Raw genomic sequence first — 18284 nt, 5'->3', positions numbered from 1 at the left:
TCCTAGCTGCTGAGTAAAGCTCTCTATACCTAGCTATACCACCTAGGTATAGTAGGAACAACTCAGCAGCGAGGTGAATTCCATGACAGTTCTGCAGGGCCGGCTGGCCGACCGAAGCGCGTGGTCGGCCATCGGCGAATGCCCCATCGAGAAGACGATGGCATTGCTCGGCACCAAGTCGGCGATGCTGATCCTGCGAGAGGCCTATTACGGCACCACGCGGTTCGACGATTTCTGCACCCGCGTCGGCATCACCAAGGCGGCTGCCGCGACCCGGCTGAACGAGTTGGTCGACGCCGGACTGCTGATCAAGCGCCCGTACCGCGAGCCGGGTCAGCGCGGTCGCGAGGAGTACGTGCTCAGCCCGTCAGGTGTGGACTTCATGCCCGTGGTGTGGGCGATGTTCGAGTGGGGCAGGAAGCACCTGCCGCACCGGTCACCGCTACGGCTCGCCCACGCCGACTGCGGCGCGACGGCCGGCGTCGAAATCCGCTGCGCCAAGGGCCATCCGGTGCCGCCGGACGAGCTGGCCGTCCGCGTTGCTCGCCGAGATCTGCCGTAGGGTCGCTGATCGCGCAAAATAACGACCCGCACGCAGAACTCGGCGAAGAGAGTGGGGTGCCGAGCGAAAACCGGCTCAGCAGGTCGTCGTGATGTCGAACGTCGCGGTCGTGGTCTGGTTGGGCTTGTCGGCGAACGCCCCCTGGGCTTCACCGCTGATGGTGAACTTGCCCTGGTTGACCTTCGCCTGCGCCTTGCCGAGATTGTCGTCCCAGAAGGTGCCGGTGAAATTGCCCAAGTTGCGAATGTCGACCGCCTGCGGGGTCACGGTGTCCCCGAGCTGAATCGTCGCCGTGAACCCGGGCTCCTTGTCGAGCGTCTCGATGGTCCAACTGCGGCCGTTCTGGCTGCAGGTGACCGGCTGCAACGCGTTGGTGGCTTTGCCGTTGATGGTCACCTTGGCGTCGCGATTGCTCAGGGCGGACGGAGGGCTCGAGCAGCCCGCCACGGCGACCGCGACGAGGAGTGCGGCTGCAACAGGAAACCGGCGCTTCATGACTAGAGACAGTAAAGCAGCGATGCCACTACTGTGCCGACAATGCTGCACTTACGGGTCATCGCGCCGGCCGACCTACGCGACGACGTGATCGGCGCCCTCGCCCAGAACCCGGGCGTCGCGCACCTGGTGGTCCACCGCGGCGCCGCACTGGATCCGCCCGGTGACGAGGTCACCGCCGAAATCGCGCGCGAGTCCGCCAACGACGTGGTCGACACGTTGAAGGCGATGGGCGTCAAGGAGCGCGGCGCGATCACACTCGATGTCGTCGACACCGTGCTCTCGACGCGTGCCTACCAAGCCGAAGAGGACGCAGAAGGTGATCCGGCCGACGCGGTGGTATGGGACGAGCTGGCCAGCCGGACCCGCGAGGAGTCCACACTCAACGTCACCTACCTCGCGTTTCTGTGCCTGGCCTGCCTGATCGCGGCGGTCGGCGTGGTGACCGACTCGCCGGTCACCGTGGTGGGTGCGATGGTCGTCGGGCCGGAGTTCGGCCCGCTGGCCGCGCTGGCGGTGTCCTTGGTGCGACGCAAGACTTCCCTCGCCCGCCGCGCCGCGCTGGCGCTGCTCGTCGGGTTTCCCGTCGCGATGCTTGTCACCGCGGTCGCGGTGCTGGCGGGCGAGGCCGTCGGGTGGATCGAGGTCACCAGCACGCGCCAACTCGATCAGGTCGACTTCATCTTCCAGGTCGGGCCGCTGTCCTTCGTTGTGGCGCTCTTCGCCGGTGCGGCGGGAATGCTGTCGTTGGTGTCGGCCAAATCGGCCGCGCTTGTCGGTGTTTTCATCTCGGTGACCACGGTGCCCGCCGCCGGCTTCGCCGTCGTGGCCGCGACGGTCGGCGACTGGGACATCGCCGCGAAATCCGCCCTGCAGCTTCTGATCAACTTGGCCGGGATCGTGCTCGCTGCGGTCCTGGTTCTGCTGGCGCGGCGACTGGCCGACCGGCGACACTTCAGTACCGTCGTGCATTGATGGCACGACCCGCGGCTGATCCGCACGATATCGACCACCTGCTGGCCGGCTACCGCACCGCGCGGGCCCAGCAGGCGCTGTTTGAACCCACCGACACGAGCGTCAGTGGATACGACGAATTTGTCGACGCGGCAGGCAATGTCCGGCCGGCCTGGCTCGAAGTCGCCGAATGTGTCGGCGAGCGGGGCCGCACCGGCCTCGACGAGCTGCGCGCCCTCGTGCGCAACCTCGTCGACAACGACGGCATCACATACATCCCACCCGGCACGAACTCCGAACCCGCCACCAACGGCGACGACGCCGGGCCGGTGTCGTGGCGTTTGGACGCGCTGCCGCTGGTGATCTCGGCGAACGACTGGAGCACGCTGGAATCCGGTCTGGTGCAACGCTCCCGGATGCTCGACGCGGTGCTGGCCGACCTGTACGGCCCCCGCCGGTCGGTGACCGGCGGCGTGTTGCCCCCGCAACTGCTATTCGCCCATCCGGGTTATCTGCGTGCGGCGCGTGGCATCGAGGTGCCGGGCAAGCATCAACTGTTCATGCACGCGTGCGACATCAGCCGCAGCGCATCAGGGGAGTTTGTCGTCAATGCGGACTGGGCTCAGGCGCCGTCGGGCGCGGGTTATGCGCTCGCCGACCGCCGCGTCATCGCCCACGCCGTGCCCGATCTCTACGAACGGATCGCGCCCCGTCCGGCCTCGCCGTGGGCGCAGGCGCTGCGGCTGGCCCTGATCGACGTCGCGCCCGAGTCGGCCGAGGAACCGGTGGTGGTGGTGCTCAGCCCGGGCATCCACTCCGAAACCGCGTTCGACCAGGCTTATCTGGCCAGCGTGCTGGGCTTCCCGTTGGTGGAAAGCGCGGACCTGGTGGTCCGGGACGGCAAGCTGTGGATGCGCTCGCTCGGCATGCTCAAGCGCGTCGACGTGGTGCTGCGCCGGTTGGACGCCGACTATGCCGATCCACTTGACCTGCGCTCGGATTCGCGACTCGGTGTGGCCGGGCTGGTCGAGGTGATGCGCAGAGGAGCGGTGACGGTGGTGAACACGCTGGGCAGCGGCGTATTGGAAAGCCCTGGGCTGCTGCGTTTTCTGCCCGACTTGGCGCGTGCGCTTCTCGGCGAGACGCCGCTGCTGGAGGCGGCACCGGTGTACTGGGGCGGCATCAACGTCGAGCGTTCGCACCTGCTGAACAAGCTGGGGTCGCTGCTGATCAAACCGGTGACCGGTGGCGGGACGGTGGTGGGTCCGGCGTTGACGGTCAAGCAGCGCGCCGACCTCGCCGCCCGCATCGAGGCCGCGCCGTGGCAGTGGGTGGGCCAGGAGGTACCGCAGTTCTCCACTGCCCCTACCGATTTAAATCCGGGCGGGCTGTCCTCGGCCAGCATCGGAATGCGATTGTTCACGGTGGCCCAGCGCGGCGGTTACGCACCGATGATCGGCGGCCTCGGCTACCACGTCTCTCTTGGCGGTGCGGGTTCGCCGCTGAAAACGGTTGCGGCCAAGGATGTCTGGGTTCGCACCCCGGCTCGGATGACCGCTGAACGGATCCTGACGTCGCCGCTGGAGCTCCCGGCGATGAAGCCGAGCCCCACCCGCGCCGTCAGCTCGCCACGCGTCCTGTCGGATCTGTTCTGGATGGGACGGTACGCAGAGCGCGCCGAAAACATGGCCAGGCTGTTGACCGTCACCCGCGAGCGGTATCACGAATTCCGGTACCGGCAGGGCATGGCGGGCAGCGAATGCGTGCCCGCGCTGCTGGCCGCGCTGGGTCGGGTCACGGGCACCGACACGGGTGCCGACGGTGATGCGCACGAGATGATCGCGACCGCGCCGACGACCTTGTGGTCGCTGACCGCCGACCGGCATCGACCTGGTTCGCTGGCTCAGTCGGTGGAGCGGCTCGGCCTGTCGGCACGCGCGGTGCGCGACCAGATGTCCAACGACACCTGGATGGTGCTCGCGGCGGTCGAACGTGCGGTGCTTCACCGGGGCCGCTCGATGCCCGAATCGCGCACTGAGGGCGAGGCCTATCTGGTTGCGGCCCACCACGAGACGCTGGCTGGGATGCTGGCGCTGTCGGGGCTGGCGGCCGAGTCGATGGTGCAGGACGTCGGCTGGACGATGATGGACATCGGCAAGCGCATCGAGCGCGGCCTGGCTCTGACGGCATTGCTCAGCGCGACGATGACGCCGGTCCGCAGCCCGGAGGCCGAGCAGACCGTCACCGAGTCGGCGCTGGTGGCCTGCGAGTCGTCGGTCATCTACCGCAGGCGCAATCCCGGCGTGGTGAACATCTCCGCGGTGGCCGATCTCGTGATGTTCGACGCCGAAAACCCGCGCTCGCTGGCCTACCAGTTCGAGCGGCTACGCGCCGGTCTCAAGGCGCTGGGCTCGGCGCGGCCCGAGCGGATGATTGACGAGATCGGTACCAGGCTGCGTCGGGTCGACCCGGATGACCTGCAGGACGTCGGCGCCGACGGCACACGCGGCGTGCTTGTTGAGCTGCTCGACGGGCTGCACGCCGACCTGCGCGAGCTGTCCGGAGTCATCACCGCGACGCATCTGTCGCTTCCTGGCGGCATGCAGCCGTTGTGGGGACCCGCCGTGCGACGGGAGATGCCATGACTGTCCGCCGATATCGCGTGTCTCACAGCACGATTTACGGGTACTCCGACGTGGTGACGAGCTCTTACGGCCGCGGCTTTCTGACTCCACGCGGCACCGAGCGGCAGCGCTGCCTGTTCCACGCATTGCACGTCGACCCCGATCCCACCGACAGTTCCACGAGCACCGACGCCTACGGCAACACAAGCTCGTACTTCCACGTCACCGAACGCCACCGCAAACTGACGGTCACCAGTGAGTCCATCGTTGAGGTCGACCCGCCACCACCGGAGCTCTACGGCGCCGGAACCGCGCTTGCGCCATGGGAGATCGCGCGTCCGGTCGGCCTCGACGCCGCGCTGGCGACCGAGTTCACCCTCGACCTGCAGCCGCCGGAGATCACCGATCGGGTGCGGAAGTACGCCGCGCCGAGCTTCGTGCCGGGCCGGCCGCTGATCGACGCGCTGACCGACCTGACGTCGCGAATCTATTCCGATTTCACCTACCGGTCGGGGTCGACATCGGTTTCCACCCGCGTCGACGACGTGGTGACCGCGAAGGAAGGCGTCTGCCAGGATTTCGCGCGGTTGGCGATCGCCTGTCTGCGCGCAAATGGCCTTGCGGCAAGCTATGTTTCGGGGTATCTGGCCACCGATCCGCCGCCGGGCAAGGCCCGCATGGTCGGCGCCGACGCCACCCACGCGTGGGCGTCGGTGTGGACACCGCAGAACCAGTGGCTGGGTCTTGACCCGACAAACGATCAGATGGTGGACGAGCGGTACATCGTCGTAGCGTGGGGCCGCGACTACGCCGACGTACCGCCGTTGCGTGGCATCATCTACACCGACTCCGAGAGCAGCGTCATCGATGTCGCCGTCGACGTTGCGCCCTTTGAAGGGGAGACGCTGCATGCGTGATTTCATTTGCCCGAAGTGCGGTCAGCACCTGGCCTTCGAGAACTCGCTGTGCCTGTCGTGCAACAGTCCTTTGGGGTTCTCGCTGGACGACATGGCGTTGCTTGTCATCGCGTCGGGGGAGGAGAGTTCGCAACCGGGTTTCGTCGACGCCGACAAATACGAGCTGTGCGCCAATCTTCATCTGGCGGAATGCAATTGGCTCGTCGAGAAGGCGCCTGTCCGAAAGCTTTGCGCGTCATGCGCGTTGACTCGCACGCGGCCTCGAGACTCGGAGACCAAGGCGCTGGCGGCGTTCGCCGGAGCCGAGCGGGCCAAGCGACGGCTGATCGCCGAGTTGTCCGAGCTGAAGCTGCCCATCATCGGGCGCAATGAGGACCCCGACCTCGGGCTGGCCTTCGACCTGCTCTCCAGCGAGAAGGAGAAGGTGTTCACCGGCCATGACAACGGCGTGATCACCCTGGACCTCGCCGAGGGCGACGACGTTCACCGCGAGCAGCTGCGAATCTCGATGGACGAGCCTTATCGCACGCTGCTCGGCCACTTCCGCCACGAGATCGGCCACTACTACTACTTTCGGCTCGTCGACCCGGTGCCCGAATACAAGCAGACGTTCACGCAGCTGTTCGGTGACCCCGACGCCGACTATCAGGCATCGCTCGACCGGCACTACAGCGAGGGCGCCCCGACGGACTGGCAGGAGACCTACGTCTCGTCCTACGCAACCATGCACGCCGCCGAGGATTGGGCCGAAACCTTCGCCCACTACCTGCACATCCGCGACACCCTCGACACCGCGGCCGCGTTCAGCTTCGCTCCCGCCGCGGCGACCTTTGAGCGGAAGGTGCTGGGCCCCAGCGGTTTCGATCAGATCATCGAGATGTGGCTGCCCTTGTCGTGGGCGCTGAACATGATCAACCGGTCGATGGGCAAGGAAGACCTGTATCCGTTCGTGCTGCCGCCGGCGGTGTTGGACAAGATGCGGTTCATCCACACCGTGATCGAGGAGACCACCGCGCGTTGACCGCGTTCAGGCGCCGATTGCCCCTACGATCACCCGGTGGTCGATCGCTATGGCGCTGACGTGCTCGCCAACAACCCGCACAGAAAGCCCCGCTCGACGGAGCGTGCGATCGAGATCGGCATGGTCGTCGAGGACGCGCAGACCGGCTACGTCGGAGCGGTTGTCCGCGTCGAGTACGGCCGCATGGAACTCGAGGACGCTCGCGGCAGGCGCAGACCGTTTCCCGTCGGGCCCGGCTATCTGATCGACGGCAAGCCGGTGATCCTCACCGCGCCGCGGCAGGCCGTGCCCTCCTCGCCGACGCGCACCGCGTCCGGGTCGGTTGCTGTCGCCGGCGCGAAGGCCAGGGTCGCGCGGTCCAGCCGCATCTACGTCGAAGGACGCCACGACGCCGAACTCGTCGAGCAGGTCTGGGGAGACGATCTGCGCATCGAGGGCGTCGTCGTCGAGTATCTGGGCGGGATCGACGACCTGGTCGGCATCGTCGAGGATTTCCGGCCCGGGCCCCACCGTCGTCTCGGCGTGCTGGTCGACCATCTGGTCGCCGGGTCCAAGGAGGCACGCATCGCGCATCAGGTGAAGCAGGCGCACACGCTGATCGTCGGTCACCCGTTCATCGACATCTGGCAGGCCGTCAAGCCGCAACGGGTCGGGATTGCGGCGTGGCCGACCGTTCCCAAGAGTGTCGACTGGAAGCACGGCGTGTGCCAGGCGCTCGGCTGGCCGCACGCCCGGCAGGCCGATGTCGCGCGGGCCTGGCAGCGGATCCGCGGTCGAGTGCGGGATTGGAATGACCTCGAGCCCGCACTGATCGGACGCGTCGAGGAACTGATCGACTTCGTGACCCAGGACGCGACGTAAGGCTCGCCGGAATGAGGAATACCCGTTAGCCGGATTGTTCTGCGGCCGCGGGCAGACTGTGCTTGTAGTCGTGGCTTCTCGAGTTCCCTGTGTCACCTGCCTGACGGTCGTTGGCGCAACGGTGCTCACATCCGTGGAGAGCCGCTGAAACGCGTCACCTCAATGTGTTGTTCCGTCCGACGCCCGCGCCAGCCGGGGTCGGCGTCGTCGTGGCGCTTGGCTTCATCGCCGTCGAGACGTTGCTGGTCTACCGGTTCAAACACACGTCGTCGGAGAACTCTTACGGCGCGATCTTCCTCCTCGGCGTGCTGGTCATCTCCGTGGGCTGGGGATTCGGGTTGTCCCTCGCGACGACGATTCTCAGTGCGCTGATCTATTGCTACTTCCATCTTGAAGGTCGCGGATCAGGCGAGGGGATCGCTGTAAACGATTTCTTTGCGCTGTTCGTGTTTCTGCCTATCGCGCTGATCACCAACGTCATTGGGCGACAAGCACGTTTGCGGGCCTACGAGGCCGACGCCCTCGCCACCCAGCAGGCCGCGCTCCGTCAGGTGGCGACGATGGTCGCGCGTGGGATCTCGCCGGAAAAGGTCTCTGAGGCAGCGGTATACGAGCTCTGCACCAGCTTGGACGTCGACAACTCTGTGCTGCTTCGATTCGAGGACCACGTCGCACACGTCGTCGGGGCATCCTCTGGCTCGCGCGATCGTCTGCTGATGAGTCCGGGGGAACGCCTCTGTCTGCACGGCGACAGCGTCGCTGCGTTGATCAAGCAGAGCGGACACGCCGCGCGGGTAGACAATTACGACGGCGCGGTCGGTCCAACCGCTGCGCGCATCCGCCAACTCGGGATCCGATCCGCTGTCGGAGCGCCGATCATTGTCGACGACTGCGTATACGGCGCGCTGATCGTCGGTTCTGCGCGTAGCGAATTGCTCCCGCCCGACACCGAGTTATGGGTGGGTGACTTCGCAGATCTCGTCGCCACGGCGATCATCAACGCCGCCACCCGGGCCGAGTTGACGGCCTCGCGGGCGCGCATCGTCAGCGCCGCCGACCAGGCGCGACGCCGCTTCGAGCGGGATCTCCACGACGGTGCACAGCAGAGTGTGGTTTCGCTGGGACTTCAACTTCGAAGCATCGAGGCCGCGATGCCCGCCGACCAGCAGGCACTTCGCCAGCAGATTGCCGACGTCATGGCCGAGCTCAGCGCGACGGCCGAAAACCTGCGAGAAATCTCCCGAGGCCTGCACCCCGCCGTCTTGTCCGAAGGTGGGCTGCGTCCGGCGCTCAATGCGTTGGCGCGACGCTCTGCGCTGCCGGTTGTGCTTGACGTGCAGGTCGGTTCACGATTCTCGCAGCAGGTTGAAGTCGCTGCTTACTACGCCGTCGCCGAGGCGCTGACCAACGCATCCAAACATGCACATGCAAGTGAAGTCAGCGTGCGTGTCACGGCCGGCGACGGCGAGCTGCATCTCCTCATCGCCGACGATGGGGTCGGCGGGGCGACCATCGGAGGTGGCTCCGGCCTCATCGGACTCAAAGACCGGGTGGAGGCCCTGGGCGGCCGTTTCGAGCTGTCGAGTCCAGTCGGGGGAGGCACCAGTCTGCGCGCCGTCATCCCGTGCGCGTGATTGTCGGGTTCACGTGGTAAGTAGAAACCGTGTCCGACGGTCTCTTTGACGTCCCGGGCGGGCCGCCCTCGACCGGCGGTGCGACGGGACCCGTCGGCGCGTCGGCCCCGCTCGCGGTGCGGATGCGGCCGGCATCGCTCGACGAGGTCGTCGGCCAGGATCACCTGCTCGCACCCAACTCGCCCATGCGCCGCCTGGTCGAAGGCTCGGGTGCCGCGTCGGTCATCCTGTACGGACCGCCGGGCACCGGCAAGACCACGTTGGCGTCGCTGATTTCCCAGGCCACGGGCCGCCGGTTCGAGGCGCTGTCGGCTCTGTCGGCCGGCGTCAAGGAGGTCCGCGCCGTCATCGATAAGGCGCGCGTTGCTCTCCTTCATGCCGGAGAACAGACCGTGTTGTTCATCGACGAGGTGCACCGGTTCTCCAAGACCCAGCAGGACGCCCTGCTGTCCGCGGTCGAAAACCGGGTCGTGCTGCTGGTGGCGGCCACCACGGAGAACCCGTCGTTCTCCGTCGTCGCGCCGCTGTTGTCCCGGTCGCTGATCCTGCAGTTGCAGCCGCTGGCCACCGACGCCGTCCGCACCGTCGTCACGCGCGCCATCGAGGATCCGCGCGGGCTGGCGGGCAAAATCGAGGTCGCCAATGACGCGGTGGATCTGCTGGTGCAGCTGTCGGCGGGTGACGCCAGGCGAGCGCTGACGGCGCTGGAGGTCGCCGCCGAGGCCGGGGACGAGGTCACCGTCGAGACCATCGAGCAGTCGCTGGACAAAGCCGCGGTGCGCTACGACCGCGACGGCGACCAGCACTACGACGTGATCAGCGCCTTCATCAAGTCCGTCCGCGGCTCGGACGTCGACGCCGCCCTGCACTACCTGTCCCGCATGCTGGTCGCGGGGGAGGACCCGCGGTTCGTCGCCCGGCGGCTGATGATCCTCGCCAGCGAGGACATCGGGATGGCCGACCCGACGGCGCTGCAGACCGCCGTCGCCGCCGCGCAGACGGTGCAGTTGATCGGCATGCCGGAAGCCCAGCTGACGTTGGCACATGCGACGGTGCATCTTGCGACGGCGCCGAAGTCGAACGCCGTGACCGCCGCCCTCGGCGCGGCGATGAGCGACGTCCGCGCTGGCAAGGCGGGCCTCGTCCCGCCGCATCTGCGCGACGGGCACTACTCCGGCGCCGAGGCGCTGGGCAATGCGATCGGCTACAAGTACAGCCACGATGATCCCGACGGCGTTGTGCCGCAACAGTATCCGCCCGACGAGCTGGTGGGCGTGGACTATTACCGGCCGACCACCCACGGCGCCGAACGGGAGATCGCGGGTCGGCTGGACAAGCTGCGCGCGATCATCCGCCGCAGGCGCTGACCGCCCCTTGACATCGTTGCCGACGGCTCTTACCGTTGTAGTCAACCAACTCATTGATCAACGAATAGGTTGACTAGTGGCGAGCGAGGGAGATGACGATGAGCGGATGGATCGCGCCTTCATGGCGCTTGCCGATCCCGTCCGGCGCGCGATCGTCGCGCGGCTGTCGCGTGGGCCGTCGACGGTCAACGAATTGGCCGAGCCCTTCGACATCACGAAACAGGCCGTCTCCAAACACATTCAGGTGCTCGAGCAGGCCGGGTTGGTCACCCGAACCCGTGATGCGCAGCGTCGGCCTGTCCACCTGGACGCGGCCGCGTTGGAGAGGCTGACGGCATGGATCGACCGGTATCGGCTTGACGCCGAACGCAATTACCGCCGGCTGGACGCCCTGCTGGCGACGTGACCGACACCAAGAACACCGAGAAGGGGAATCAACGATGACCAACGCACTGGATTTAACGGCACCCGTCGACACGTTGGCGATGGAGTTCAGCCGTGAGTTCGATGCTCCCGTGCAAGCGCTGTTCCGCGCTCACGCCGAACCAGATCTGGTTCGACAATGGCTGGGACCACACGGCTTGGAGATGCGAATTGAGGAGTGGGACTTCACTACTCACGGCGGGTATCGCTATGTCCACGCCAGCGATGACGGCGAATTCCGCTTCAACGGCACGTTTCACACCATCCGTGAGAACGAACTGATAATCCAGACGTTCGAATACGAGGGCGCCCAAGACATGGTGAACATCGAGTTCATGTGGTTCGAAGACCTTGGCGGCGGCCGCAGCCGGCTGCGCGGTCGCTCGATCTGCCCCAGCACCGAGGCGCGCGACGCGCTGCTGACCTCGGGCATGGAGGGCGGTATGACCGAAGGCTATGAAAAGCTGGATGCGCTGCTGACATCCCTGTGACGGCCTCAACGCGAACGGGCTCGGTGACCAGGGGAAGTCGCCGAGCCCGTTGCTAAAGAGATGTGGTTACCGCAGCAGACCGGAACGCCTGCGTCCGACAACGCCTGTGCGCCTGCGTCCCATCATCGCCGAGACGAGGGCGACACCGAGGGCCGCGACGATGACCTGTACCAGCAGCTCGAGCCAGTCGATGCCGTTGGTCACCGTCGGGATGCCGAGCGCGCGTGCAATCGCGGTGCCGAGGAAGGCGCCGACGATGCCGATCAGGACCGTGGCCAGCATGCCGATTGGCTGCCTGCCGGGAACAACGAGGCGGCCGAGCACGCCGACCACAATGCCTATGAGAATTGCCGTGATAACACCGGTGATGGTCATCTTTACTCCTCTGGGGCCGTATTCGGTGCAGAGGAAATACCCTGGCCCCCCGAGAAATAAACGCCGGCGTCAACCAAACGGCGCGCGTTGCTACACCAACTCAGGCAAACGCAGATGCGCCAATGCCAGCTCGAACTCGCCGACGTCGACGATGTCGGCGCCGAGCTCGCGCGTGCGCGCGTTGCGAAGCTCACGGGCGTTCTCCTGGGTGCGCTCCATCGCCTCGCGGCTGTCGAACGTCGCCGAGGACACGCCTCGTCCCGTCGATCGGTTCAGCATGAAGCTCGCACTGCAGAACCCGTCGAGATCCTCGAGCGAGGGCAGCACAGAGGTTCGATAAAAGTCGATGGCCCGGTCGATCTGGTCGCGCGGCATCTTGATCCATGTGGCCCGAACGCATGCACCGTCGCTGGTGCGATGCTCGCGGTGCATGGCACCGATCTCCCACTCGTCCATCGTGAGGTCGCCGCCGAAATGACTGCCCGCCGACTCGCGAAGCGGCGCGGCCGCCTCGGTGCTGGCGCGTAGCGCGTCCTGCGTTTCCCACGCACTGGTGACGATGCAATGCCCGGATTCGCGGTCCACCAACAACGACAGCCCGATATAGCCGTCCATGGCCTGCAGGGCAGGCATGGCCTCGTCGCGGACGAATGCGATCCCGTCATCGATTGATGAGGGCTTCGCCTGGATAGTGGTTGAGCGCGCGTACACGGCCCACCCCCTCTTCTCTGGGGCGGCGCCCCGGTGGCGCCACCCACCACCGATCAGCTTCCTCCGGCCGGGCACGGGCTTCAAGCGTCCGTAGGATTGGGTTATGGATTCCGACGTGCTCGAGATCGATTCTTCGCGGCGACGGATCGTTGATCTCACCGACGACGTGCGAAAATTCTGCGCTGACCACGGCGATGGCCTGTGCAACGTATTCGTGCCGCACGCCACCGCGGGCGTCGCGGTCATCGAAACCGGCGCAGGATCCGACGACGACCTCGTCGACACGCTGGAAAATCTGCTGCCCCGCGACGACCGGTACCGACACGCCCACGGCTCGCCTGGGCACGGCGCCGACCATGTGCTGCCCGCGCTGGTCGCGCCCTCAGTCACTTTGCCGGTGCAGGACGGCGAACCGCTGTTGGGAACTTGGCAGAGTGTCGTACTCGTTGACCTCAACAGGGATAACCCGCGCCGATCCGTGCGGTTGAGCTTCATAAACGGCTGATGACGGCGCGACAAAAGTGATCGGTACTGTAGTGCGGTCGGTTTGATCATGGGTCACGACGAAATCCACGGCGAAATGCAGCACGGAAGTCAGAGGACATCGGGAAGTGCAGACACACGAGATCAGGAAGCGATTCCTTGATCACTTCGTGACGGCGGGCCACGCCGAGGTGCCCAGCGCGTCGGTGATCCTCGATGATCCCAATCTGCTGTTCGTCAACGCGGGCATGGTGCAGTTCGTGCCGTACTTCCTCGGCCAGCGCACCCCGCCGTGGGACCGTGCCACCTCGATCCAGAAGTGCATCCGCACACCCGATATCGACGAGGTCGGCATCACGACGCGGCACAACACGTTCTTCCAGATGGCGGGGAACTTCTCGTTCGGCGACTACTTCAAAAAGGGCGCCATCGAACTGGCCTGGACGCTGCTGACCAAACCCGTCGATCAGGGTGGCTACGGCCTTGATCCCGAAAGGCTCTGGGCGACGGTGTATCTCGACGATGACGAGGCCGCCCAACTGTGGCAGGAAGTCGCCGGCCTGCCCGCCGAGCGGATCCAGCGCCGCGGCATGGCCGACAACTACTGGTCGATGGGTATACCCGGGCCGTGCGGCCCGTCGTCGGAGATCTACTACGACCGCGGTCCCCACTACGGCGTCGAGGGTGGCCCGGTGGCCAACGAGGACCGCTACATCGAGATCTGGAACCTGGTGTTCATGCAGAACGAGCGCGGTGAAGGCACCTCGAAGGAGAACTTCGAGATCCTCGGGCCGTTGCCGCGCAAGAACATCGACACCGGCATGGGCATCGAACGCGTTGCCTGTCTGCTGCAGGGTGTCGACAACGTCTACGAGACGGATCTGCTGCGCCCGGTCATCGATCTGGTCGCCGGCCTGGCGCCGCGCGGCTACGGCCAGGGCGACCACCACGACGACGTCCGCTACCGGATCATCGCCGACCACAGCCGCACCGCGGCGATCATCATCGCCGACGGGGTGAGCCCCGGCAACGACGGCCGGGGCTACGTGCTGCGCCGTCTGCTGCGCCGAATGATCAGGTCGGCGAAGCTGCTGGGCATCACCCAGCCGATCGTCGGCGACATCATGGCCACGGTGCGCGTCGCGATGGGCCCGTCCTATCCGGAGTTGGTCACCGACTTCGACCGGATCCAGCGCATCGCGGTGGCCGAGGAAACCGCCTTCAACCGCACGCTCGCATCGGGTTCGCGGCTGTTCGACGACGCCGCCCGCGCGACCAAGCAGTCAGGGTCCACCGTGTTGTCCGGATCGGACGCCTTCACGTTGCACGACACCTACGGCTTCCCGCTCGAGCTCACCCTCGAGATGGCCGCCGAGGCCGGCCTGAGCGTCGACGAGGAGGGCTTCCGCGGCCTGATGGCCGAGCAACGGCAGCGCGCCAAGGCCGACGCCGCCGCCCGCAAGCAGGCGCACACCGATCTGTCGGCCTACCGCGAGCTGGTCGACGCGGGTCCCACCGAGTTCACCGGCTTCGACGAATTATCTTCCGAAGCAAGGATTCTCGGCATCTTCGTCGACGGCAAACGGGTGCCGGTGGTCACGCACGACGGCCAGCAGGCTGAGCGCGTCGAACTGATCCTCGATCGCACGCCGTTCTACGCCGAGTCCGGCGGACAGATCGCCGATGAAGGCACCGTCCAAGGCACCGGCACCTCTGGCACGTCACGGGCCGCCGTCACCGACGTGCAGAAGATCGCGAAAACCCTTTGGGCGCACCGCATCAACGTCGAATCGGGTGAATTCGTCGAAGGTGACACCGTCGTCGCGGCGGTGGATCCGCGGTGGCGCCACGGCGCCACGCAGGGCCACTCCGGAACCCACATGGTCCATGCCGCGTTGCGGCAGGTGCTGGGCCCCAACGCTGTTCAGGCCGGTTCATTGAACCGTCCCGGTTATCTGAGGTTCGACTTCAACTGGCAGGGCGCGTTGTCTGAGGACCAGCGCAGCCAGATCGAAGAGGTCACCAACGAGGCCGTCGAGGCCGACTACGAGGTGCACAGCTTCACCACTGAACTGGAAAAGGCCAAGGCGATGGGGGCGATGGCGCTGTTCGGCGAGGCCTATCCCGAGCAGGTGCGCGTCGTCGAAATCGGCGGACCGTTCTCGCTAGAGTTGTGCGGCGGCACGCACGTGCGCAGCTCCGCCCAGATCGGGCCCGTCACCATCCTCGGCGAATCCTCCGTCGGCTCCGGGGTGCGGCGCGTGGAGGCCTACGTCGGCCTCGACTCTTTCCGCCACCTGGCCAAGGAACGTGCGCTGATGGCCGGCCTGGCGTCGTCGCTGAAGGTGCCCTCGGAAGAGGTGCCCGCGCGGGTGGCGCAGCTGGTGGACCGGTTGAAGACCGCCGAGAAGGAACTCGACAAGATGCGGCTGGCCAACGCGCGCGCGGCCGCAGCAAATGCCGCGGCAGGCGCCGAACAGATCGGTAAGGTCCGTGTCGTGGCGCAGCGGATGGCTGGGGGGACGTCGGCCGCCGACCTGCGCAGCCTCGTCGGCGACATCCGCGGCAAGATCGGTTCGGATCCGGCCGTGATCGCACTCATTGCCGAAGGCGACGACGACGCCGTGCCGTTCGTGGTCGCCGTCAACCCGGCCGCGCAGGATCTCGGTCTGAAGGCCAACGAGTTGATCAAGGAGTTGGCGTCACCGGTGAACGGCCGCGGGGGCGGCAAGCCGGACATGGCGCAGGGCTCCGGTAAGGGCGCGGCGCGCATCGACGCCGCGCTGGCAGCCCTACGTGCGGAGATAGGCCGGAGCTAGCCACGTGCCGACACCAGAACATCGTCTGCCGGATCGGCCAGGGGGCGACGATCCCGGGCGGGGCCGCCGGTTGGGGATCGACGTGGGAAGTGTTCGGATCGGCGTCGCGTCGAGCGACCCGGACTGCATTCTCGCCACGCCGGTAGAGACCGTCCGCCGTGACAGAACGGACCGCCATATGCGACGGCTGACTCAGCTCGTCACCGAATTGGATGCCGTGGAGGTGGTGGTCGGGCTGCCGCGCACGCTCGCAGACCGCACCGGGCCGTCCGCGCAGGATGCCATCGCGGTGGCCCAGGAGCTGTCGCGCCGCATCGCTCCGATACCGGTGCGGCTGGCCGATGAACGGCTAACGACCGTCACCGCTCAACGCTCCCTGCGGGAAGCCGGCGTGCGGGCACGGGGTCAGAAGGCGATGATCGACCAGGCCGCCGCGGTCGGGATACTGCAGAGCTGGCTGGACCAGCGGCGGGCGACGCTCAATGAGGTCGGCAATGCCTGACGGCTGGGAGCGGGAACGGCAACAGCCGGTTGCGGTGGGTCCGCCACGACATCGCATGAGCCGTGCGGCGCGCATCCGCGAGTCGCGTCGCCGCCGCAGGCGCCGCCTGGTGCGCGGTGTCACGCTGAGCGCGTTCATCATGGTGGTCATCGCCGCGGTGTTTCTGGGCTCGCGGATGTGGCACAGCGTGTTCAACGGCGGCGGCGACTATTCGGGGGATGGCAAGGCGGACATCGTCATTCAGATCCATGACGGCGATTCGACGACGGCCATCGGCCAGACACTCGAAGAACACCACGTGGTCGCGACGTCGCGGGCGTTCATCAACGCGGCGGAGGGCGACTCGGGGATCCAGTCCATCCAGCCGGGCTTCTACAGGATGCGCACCGAGATACCCGCCGCGGATGCCGTTGCGCGGCTTACCGATGCACACAACCGGGTGGGCAAGCTCGTCATCCCCGAGGGCCGCCAGCTCGACGACATCCGCGACGTCAAGACCAACAATGTCACCGAGGGCATCTTCAGCCTGATATCGAACGCGACGTGTGTAGACCTCGACGGCGATCGTCGCTGCATGTCGGCCGACCTTCTTCGCGAAGCGGCCGGCTCGGCGCCGCTGGCCGCGCTGTCAGTGCCCGAATGGGCCACTCAGCCCGTGCAAGCGATGGGCGACGATCACCGCAGGCTCGAGGGCCTGATCGCGCCCGGGTCATGGGATGTGGACCCGTCCGCCTCGGCCATCGACATTCTGTCCACGCTCATCAACGCCAGCGCCATCCAGTACACGCAGAGCGGTCTTCTGGACACCGCCAAGTCGTTGAACATGTCGCCGTATCAGATCCTGACGGTGGCTTCGCTGGTGCAGCGGGAATCAAAGCCGCAGGACTTCGACAAGGTCGCCCGCGTCATCTACAACCGCCTGGTCGTGCCGGATCACCGCAGGCTTGAGTTCGACTCGACGGTGAACTACTCGCTGGACCGGCAGGAGGTGGCGACCACCGATGCCGATCGCGCGAAGACCACTCCGTGGAATACCTATGTGCGCGAAGGGCTTCCGGCCACTCCGATCTGTTCGCCGGGGACCGAGGCGCTGACCGCCGCCGAGCGTCCCGCGAACGGGGATTGGCTGTACTTCGTGACGGTCGACCTGCAGGGCACGACATTGTTCACCCGCGACTACCCGCAGCACCTGGCGAACATCGAGCTCGCGAAGCGCAACGGTGTCCTCGACAGCGCGCGGTAGCGTACGCAAGGCTGCGGTGCTGGGTTCACCCATCGCTCATTCGCGCTCACCGCAATTGCATCTGGCGGCCTACCGCGCCCTGGGTCTTCATGACTGGACCTATGACCGCATTGAGTGCACAGCAGATGAGTTACCGGCCGTCGTCGACGGGTTCGGCCCCGAGTGGGTCGGTCTGTCGGTGACGATGCCAGGCAAGTTCGCGGCGTTGCGCTTCGCGGGCGAGCGCTCTGCGCGTGCGGAGTTGGTCGGCGCGGCGAACACCTTGGTGCACACAGCGGCGGGCTGGCGGGCTGACAACACCGACGTGGACGGGGTGATCGGCGCTGTTGGTGAGGTGTCCGGTCACGCCCTGGTGGTGGGTTCGGGCGGGACTGCGCCGGCGGTGATCGTCGGGCTGGCCGAGCTGGGCGTCCAGCGGATCACCGTGGCCGCGCGCAACCGCGAGAAGGCCGCGCCCGTGGTGGATCTGGCCGTCCGCGTGGGTGCTGAGGCCGAATGGCTCGACCTCGAAGGAGCCGACGTGGCTGCTGCCATCAGCGATGTGTCGGTGGTGGTGAACACGATTCCGGCGGATGCCGCTTCCCGTTATGCGCGCGCCCTGTCGGGGATCCCCGTCTTGCTGGATGCGATCTATGACCCGTGGCCCACGCCGCTGGCCGCCGCGGTGGAGGCAGCGGGCGGACGAGTCATCAGCGGGCTGGAGATGCTGCTGAATCAGGCGTATGCCCAGGTCGAGCAGTTCACGGGTCTGCCTGCGCCGAAAGAGGCGATGCGAGAAGCACTTCGCGGCGTTTAGCCTCAC

At 66.6% G+C, this 18284-nt stretch carries 18 protein-coding genes; 15 read left to right on the top strand and 3 right to left on the bottom strand.

Annotated elements, in window-relative coordinates:
• The first annotated feature begins 82 nt into the window (after positions 1-82).
• A complete protein-coding gene (locus tag A5651_RS03775; RefSeq protein WP_066975718.1) occupies positions 83-562 on the top strand; it encodes a helix-turn-helix domain-containing protein in 480 nt (159 codons plus the stop codon).
• Positions 563-637: 75 nt separating this feature from the next.
• Here the strand turns inward: A5651_RS03775 and A5651_RS03770 are convergent, their stop codons facing one another.
• Positions 638-1057 (bottom strand): lipoprotein LpqH, encoded by a 420-nt coding sequence (locus tag A5651_RS03770; RefSeq protein WP_066975715.1) that lies wholly within the window; start codon positions 1055-1057, stop codon positions 638-640.
• 42 nt (positions 1058-1099) lie between these two features.
• Between A5651_RS03770 and A5651_RS03765 the strand changes: the two genes are divergently transcribed.
• The 9 genes from A5651_RS03765 (at position 1100) to A5651_RS03725 (ending at position 11349) form a co-directional block, all read left to right on the top strand.
• Complete coding sequence (locus tag A5651_RS03765; protein ID WP_066975713.1) at positions 1100-2032, top strand: DUF389 domain-containing protein; 933 nt, start codon at positions 1100-1102, stop codon at positions 2030-2032.
• A complete protein-coding gene (locus A5651_RS03760; protein ID WP_066975711.1) occupies positions 2032-4656 on the top strand; it encodes a circularly permuted type 2 ATP-grasp protein in 2625 nt (874 codons plus the stop codon). Before A5651_RS03765 ends, A5651_RS03760 begins: the two co-directional genes overlap by 1 nt.
• Complete coding sequence (locus A5651_RS03755) at positions 4653-5552, top strand: transglutaminase family protein (RefSeq protein ID WP_066975800.1); 900 nt, start codon at positions 4653-4655, stop codon at positions 5550-5552. The genes A5651_RS03760 and A5651_RS03755 overlap by 4 nt, the downstream gene beginning before the upstream one ends.
• Positions 5545-6573 (top strand): putative zinc-binding metallopeptidase, encoded by a 1029-nt coding sequence (locus A5651_RS03750; protein ID WP_066975709.1) that lies wholly within the window; start codon positions 5545-5547, stop codon positions 6571-6573. Before A5651_RS03755 ends, A5651_RS03750 begins: the two co-directional genes overlap by 8 nt.
• A 36-nt stretch (positions 6574-6609) precedes the next feature.
• The gene (locus tag A5651_RS03745) at positions 6610-7434 is read left to right on the top strand and encodes a DUF3097 domain-containing protein (protein ID WP_066975707.1); all 825 of its coding nucleotides are present in this window, start codon (positions 6610-6612) and stop codon (positions 7432-7434) included.
• Between the two features lie 164 nt (positions 7435-7598).
• Positions 7599-9068, top strand: a complete 1470-nt coding sequence (locus A5651_RS03740; protein ID WP_082943570.1) for a DUF4118 domain-containing protein — start codon at positions 7599-7601, stop codon at positions 9066-9068.
• A 29-nt stretch (positions 9069-9097) separates the two neighbouring features.
• Positions 9098-10435 (top strand): replication-associated recombination protein A, encoded by a 1338-nt coding sequence (locus tag A5651_RS03735; protein ID WP_066975702.1) that lies wholly within the window; start codon positions 9098-9100, stop codon positions 10433-10435.
• Between the two features lie 106 nt (positions 10436-10541).
• Positions 10542-10841, top strand: coding sequence for a helix-turn-helix transcriptional regulator (locus A5651_RS03730; RefSeq protein WP_066975798.1), 300 nt, complete (start codon positions 10542-10544; stop codon positions 10839-10841).
• Between the two features lie 34 nt (positions 10842-10875).
• Complete coding sequence (locus A5651_RS03725; RefSeq protein ID WP_066975700.1) at positions 10876-11349, top strand: SRPBCC family protein; 474 nt, start codon at positions 10876-10878, stop codon at positions 11347-11349.
• Between the two features lie 66 nt (positions 11350-11415).
• Here A5651_RS03725 and A5651_RS03720 read toward each other — a convergent pair whose 3' ends face one another.
• A complete protein-coding gene (locus tag A5651_RS03720; RefSeq protein WP_066975698.1) occupies positions 11416-11724 on the bottom strand; it encodes a GlsB/YeaQ/YmgE family stress response membrane protein in 309 nt (102 codons plus the stop codon).
• A 90-nt stretch (positions 11725-11814) separates the two neighbouring features.
• Entirely contained in the window at positions 11815-12435 is a 621-nt protein-coding gene (locus A5651_RS03715; RefSeq protein ID WP_066975696.1) for a putative quinol monooxygenase, read from the bottom strand.
• Between the two features lie 103 nt (positions 12436-12538).
• Between A5651_RS03715 and A5651_RS03710 the strand changes: the two genes are divergently transcribed.
• The 5 genes from A5651_RS03710 to A5651_RS03690 all read left to right on the top strand — a co-directional run bounded on the left by A5651_RS03710 (position 12539) and on the right by A5651_RS03690 (position 18278).
• Positions 12539-12940, top strand: a complete 402-nt coding sequence (locus A5651_RS03710) for a secondary thiamine-phosphate synthase enzyme YjbQ (RefSeq protein WP_066975695.1) — start codon at positions 12539-12541, stop codon at positions 12938-12940.
• A gap of 106 nt (positions 12941-13046) precedes the next feature.
• The gene (alaS, locus tag A5651_RS03705; protein WP_066975693.1) at positions 13047-15737 is read left to right on the top strand and encodes an alanine--tRNA ligase; all 2691 of its coding nucleotides are present in this window, start codon (positions 13047-13049) and stop codon (positions 15735-15737) included.
• 4 nt (positions 15738-15741) lie between these two features.
• A complete protein-coding gene (gene ruvX, locus A5651_RS03700) occupies positions 15742-16239 on the top strand; it encodes a Holliday junction resolvase RuvX (RefSeq protein ID WP_066975691.1) in 498 nt (165 codons plus the stop codon).
• A complete protein-coding gene (gene mltG, locus A5651_RS03695) occupies positions 16232-17482 on the top strand; it encodes an endolytic transglycosylase MltG (RefSeq protein WP_066975689.1) in 1251 nt (416 codons plus the stop codon). Before ruvX ends, mltG begins: the two co-directional genes overlap by 8 nt.
• Positions 17460-18278, top strand: coding sequence for a shikimate dehydrogenase (locus tag A5651_RS03690; RefSeq protein WP_066975687.1), 819 nt, complete (start codon positions 17460-17462; stop codon positions 18276-18278). The genes mltG and A5651_RS03690 overlap by 23 nt, the downstream gene beginning before the upstream one ends.
• Positions 18279-18284: the final 6 nt, after the last annotated feature.

This window comes from Mycobacterium sp. 1274761.0, from assembly GCF_001668615.1.
Classification (GTDB): Bacteria; Actinomycetota; Actinomycetes; order Mycobacteriales; family Mycobacteriaceae; genus Mycobacterium.
This window is presented reverse-complemented; position numbering and strand designations above follow the sequence as displayed.

Coding starts and splice junctions, on each gene's coding strand:
- A5651_RS03760 (WP_066975711.1), top strand. CDS start 2,032: ATGGCACGACCCGCGGCTGATCCGCACGATATCGACCACCTGCTGGCC.
- A5651_RS03720 (WP_066975698.1), bottom strand. CDS start 11,724: ATGACCATCACCGGTGTTATCACGGCAATTCTCATAGGCATTGTGGTC.
- A5651_RS03725 (WP_066975700.1), top strand. CDS start 10,876: ATGACCAACGCACTGGATTTAACGGCACCCGTCGACACGTTGGCGATG.
- A5651_RS03755 (WP_066975800.1), top strand. CDS start 4,653: ATGACTGTCCGCCGATATCGCGTGTCTCACAGCACGATTTACGGGTAC.
- A5651_RS03775 (WP_066975718.1), top strand. CDS start 83: ATGACAGTTCTGCAGGGCCGGCTGGCCGACCGAAGCGCGTGGTCGGCC.
- A5651_RS03770 (WP_066975715.1), bottom strand. CDS start 1,057: ATGAAGCGCCGGTTTCCTGTTGCAGCCGCACTCCTCGTCGCGGTCGCC.
- A5651_RS03730 (WP_066975798.1), top strand. CDS start 10,542: ATGGATCGCGCCTTCATGGCGCTTGCCGATCCCGTCCGGCGCGCGATC.
- A5651_RS03710 (WP_066975695.1), top strand. CDS start 12,539: ATGGATTCCGACGTGCTCGAGATCGATTCTTCGCGGCGACGGATCGTT.
- mltG (WP_066975689.1), top strand. CDS start 16,232: ATGCCTGACGGCTGGGAGCGGGAACGGCAACAGCCGGTTGCGGTGGGT.
- A5651_RS03765 (WP_066975713.1), top strand. CDS start 1,100: ATGCTGCACTTACGGGTCATCGCGCCGGCCGACCTACGCGACGACGTG.
- A5651_RS03750 (WP_066975709.1), top strand. CDS start 5,545: ATGCGTGATTTCATTTGCCCGAAGTGCGGTCAGCACCTGGCCTTCGAG.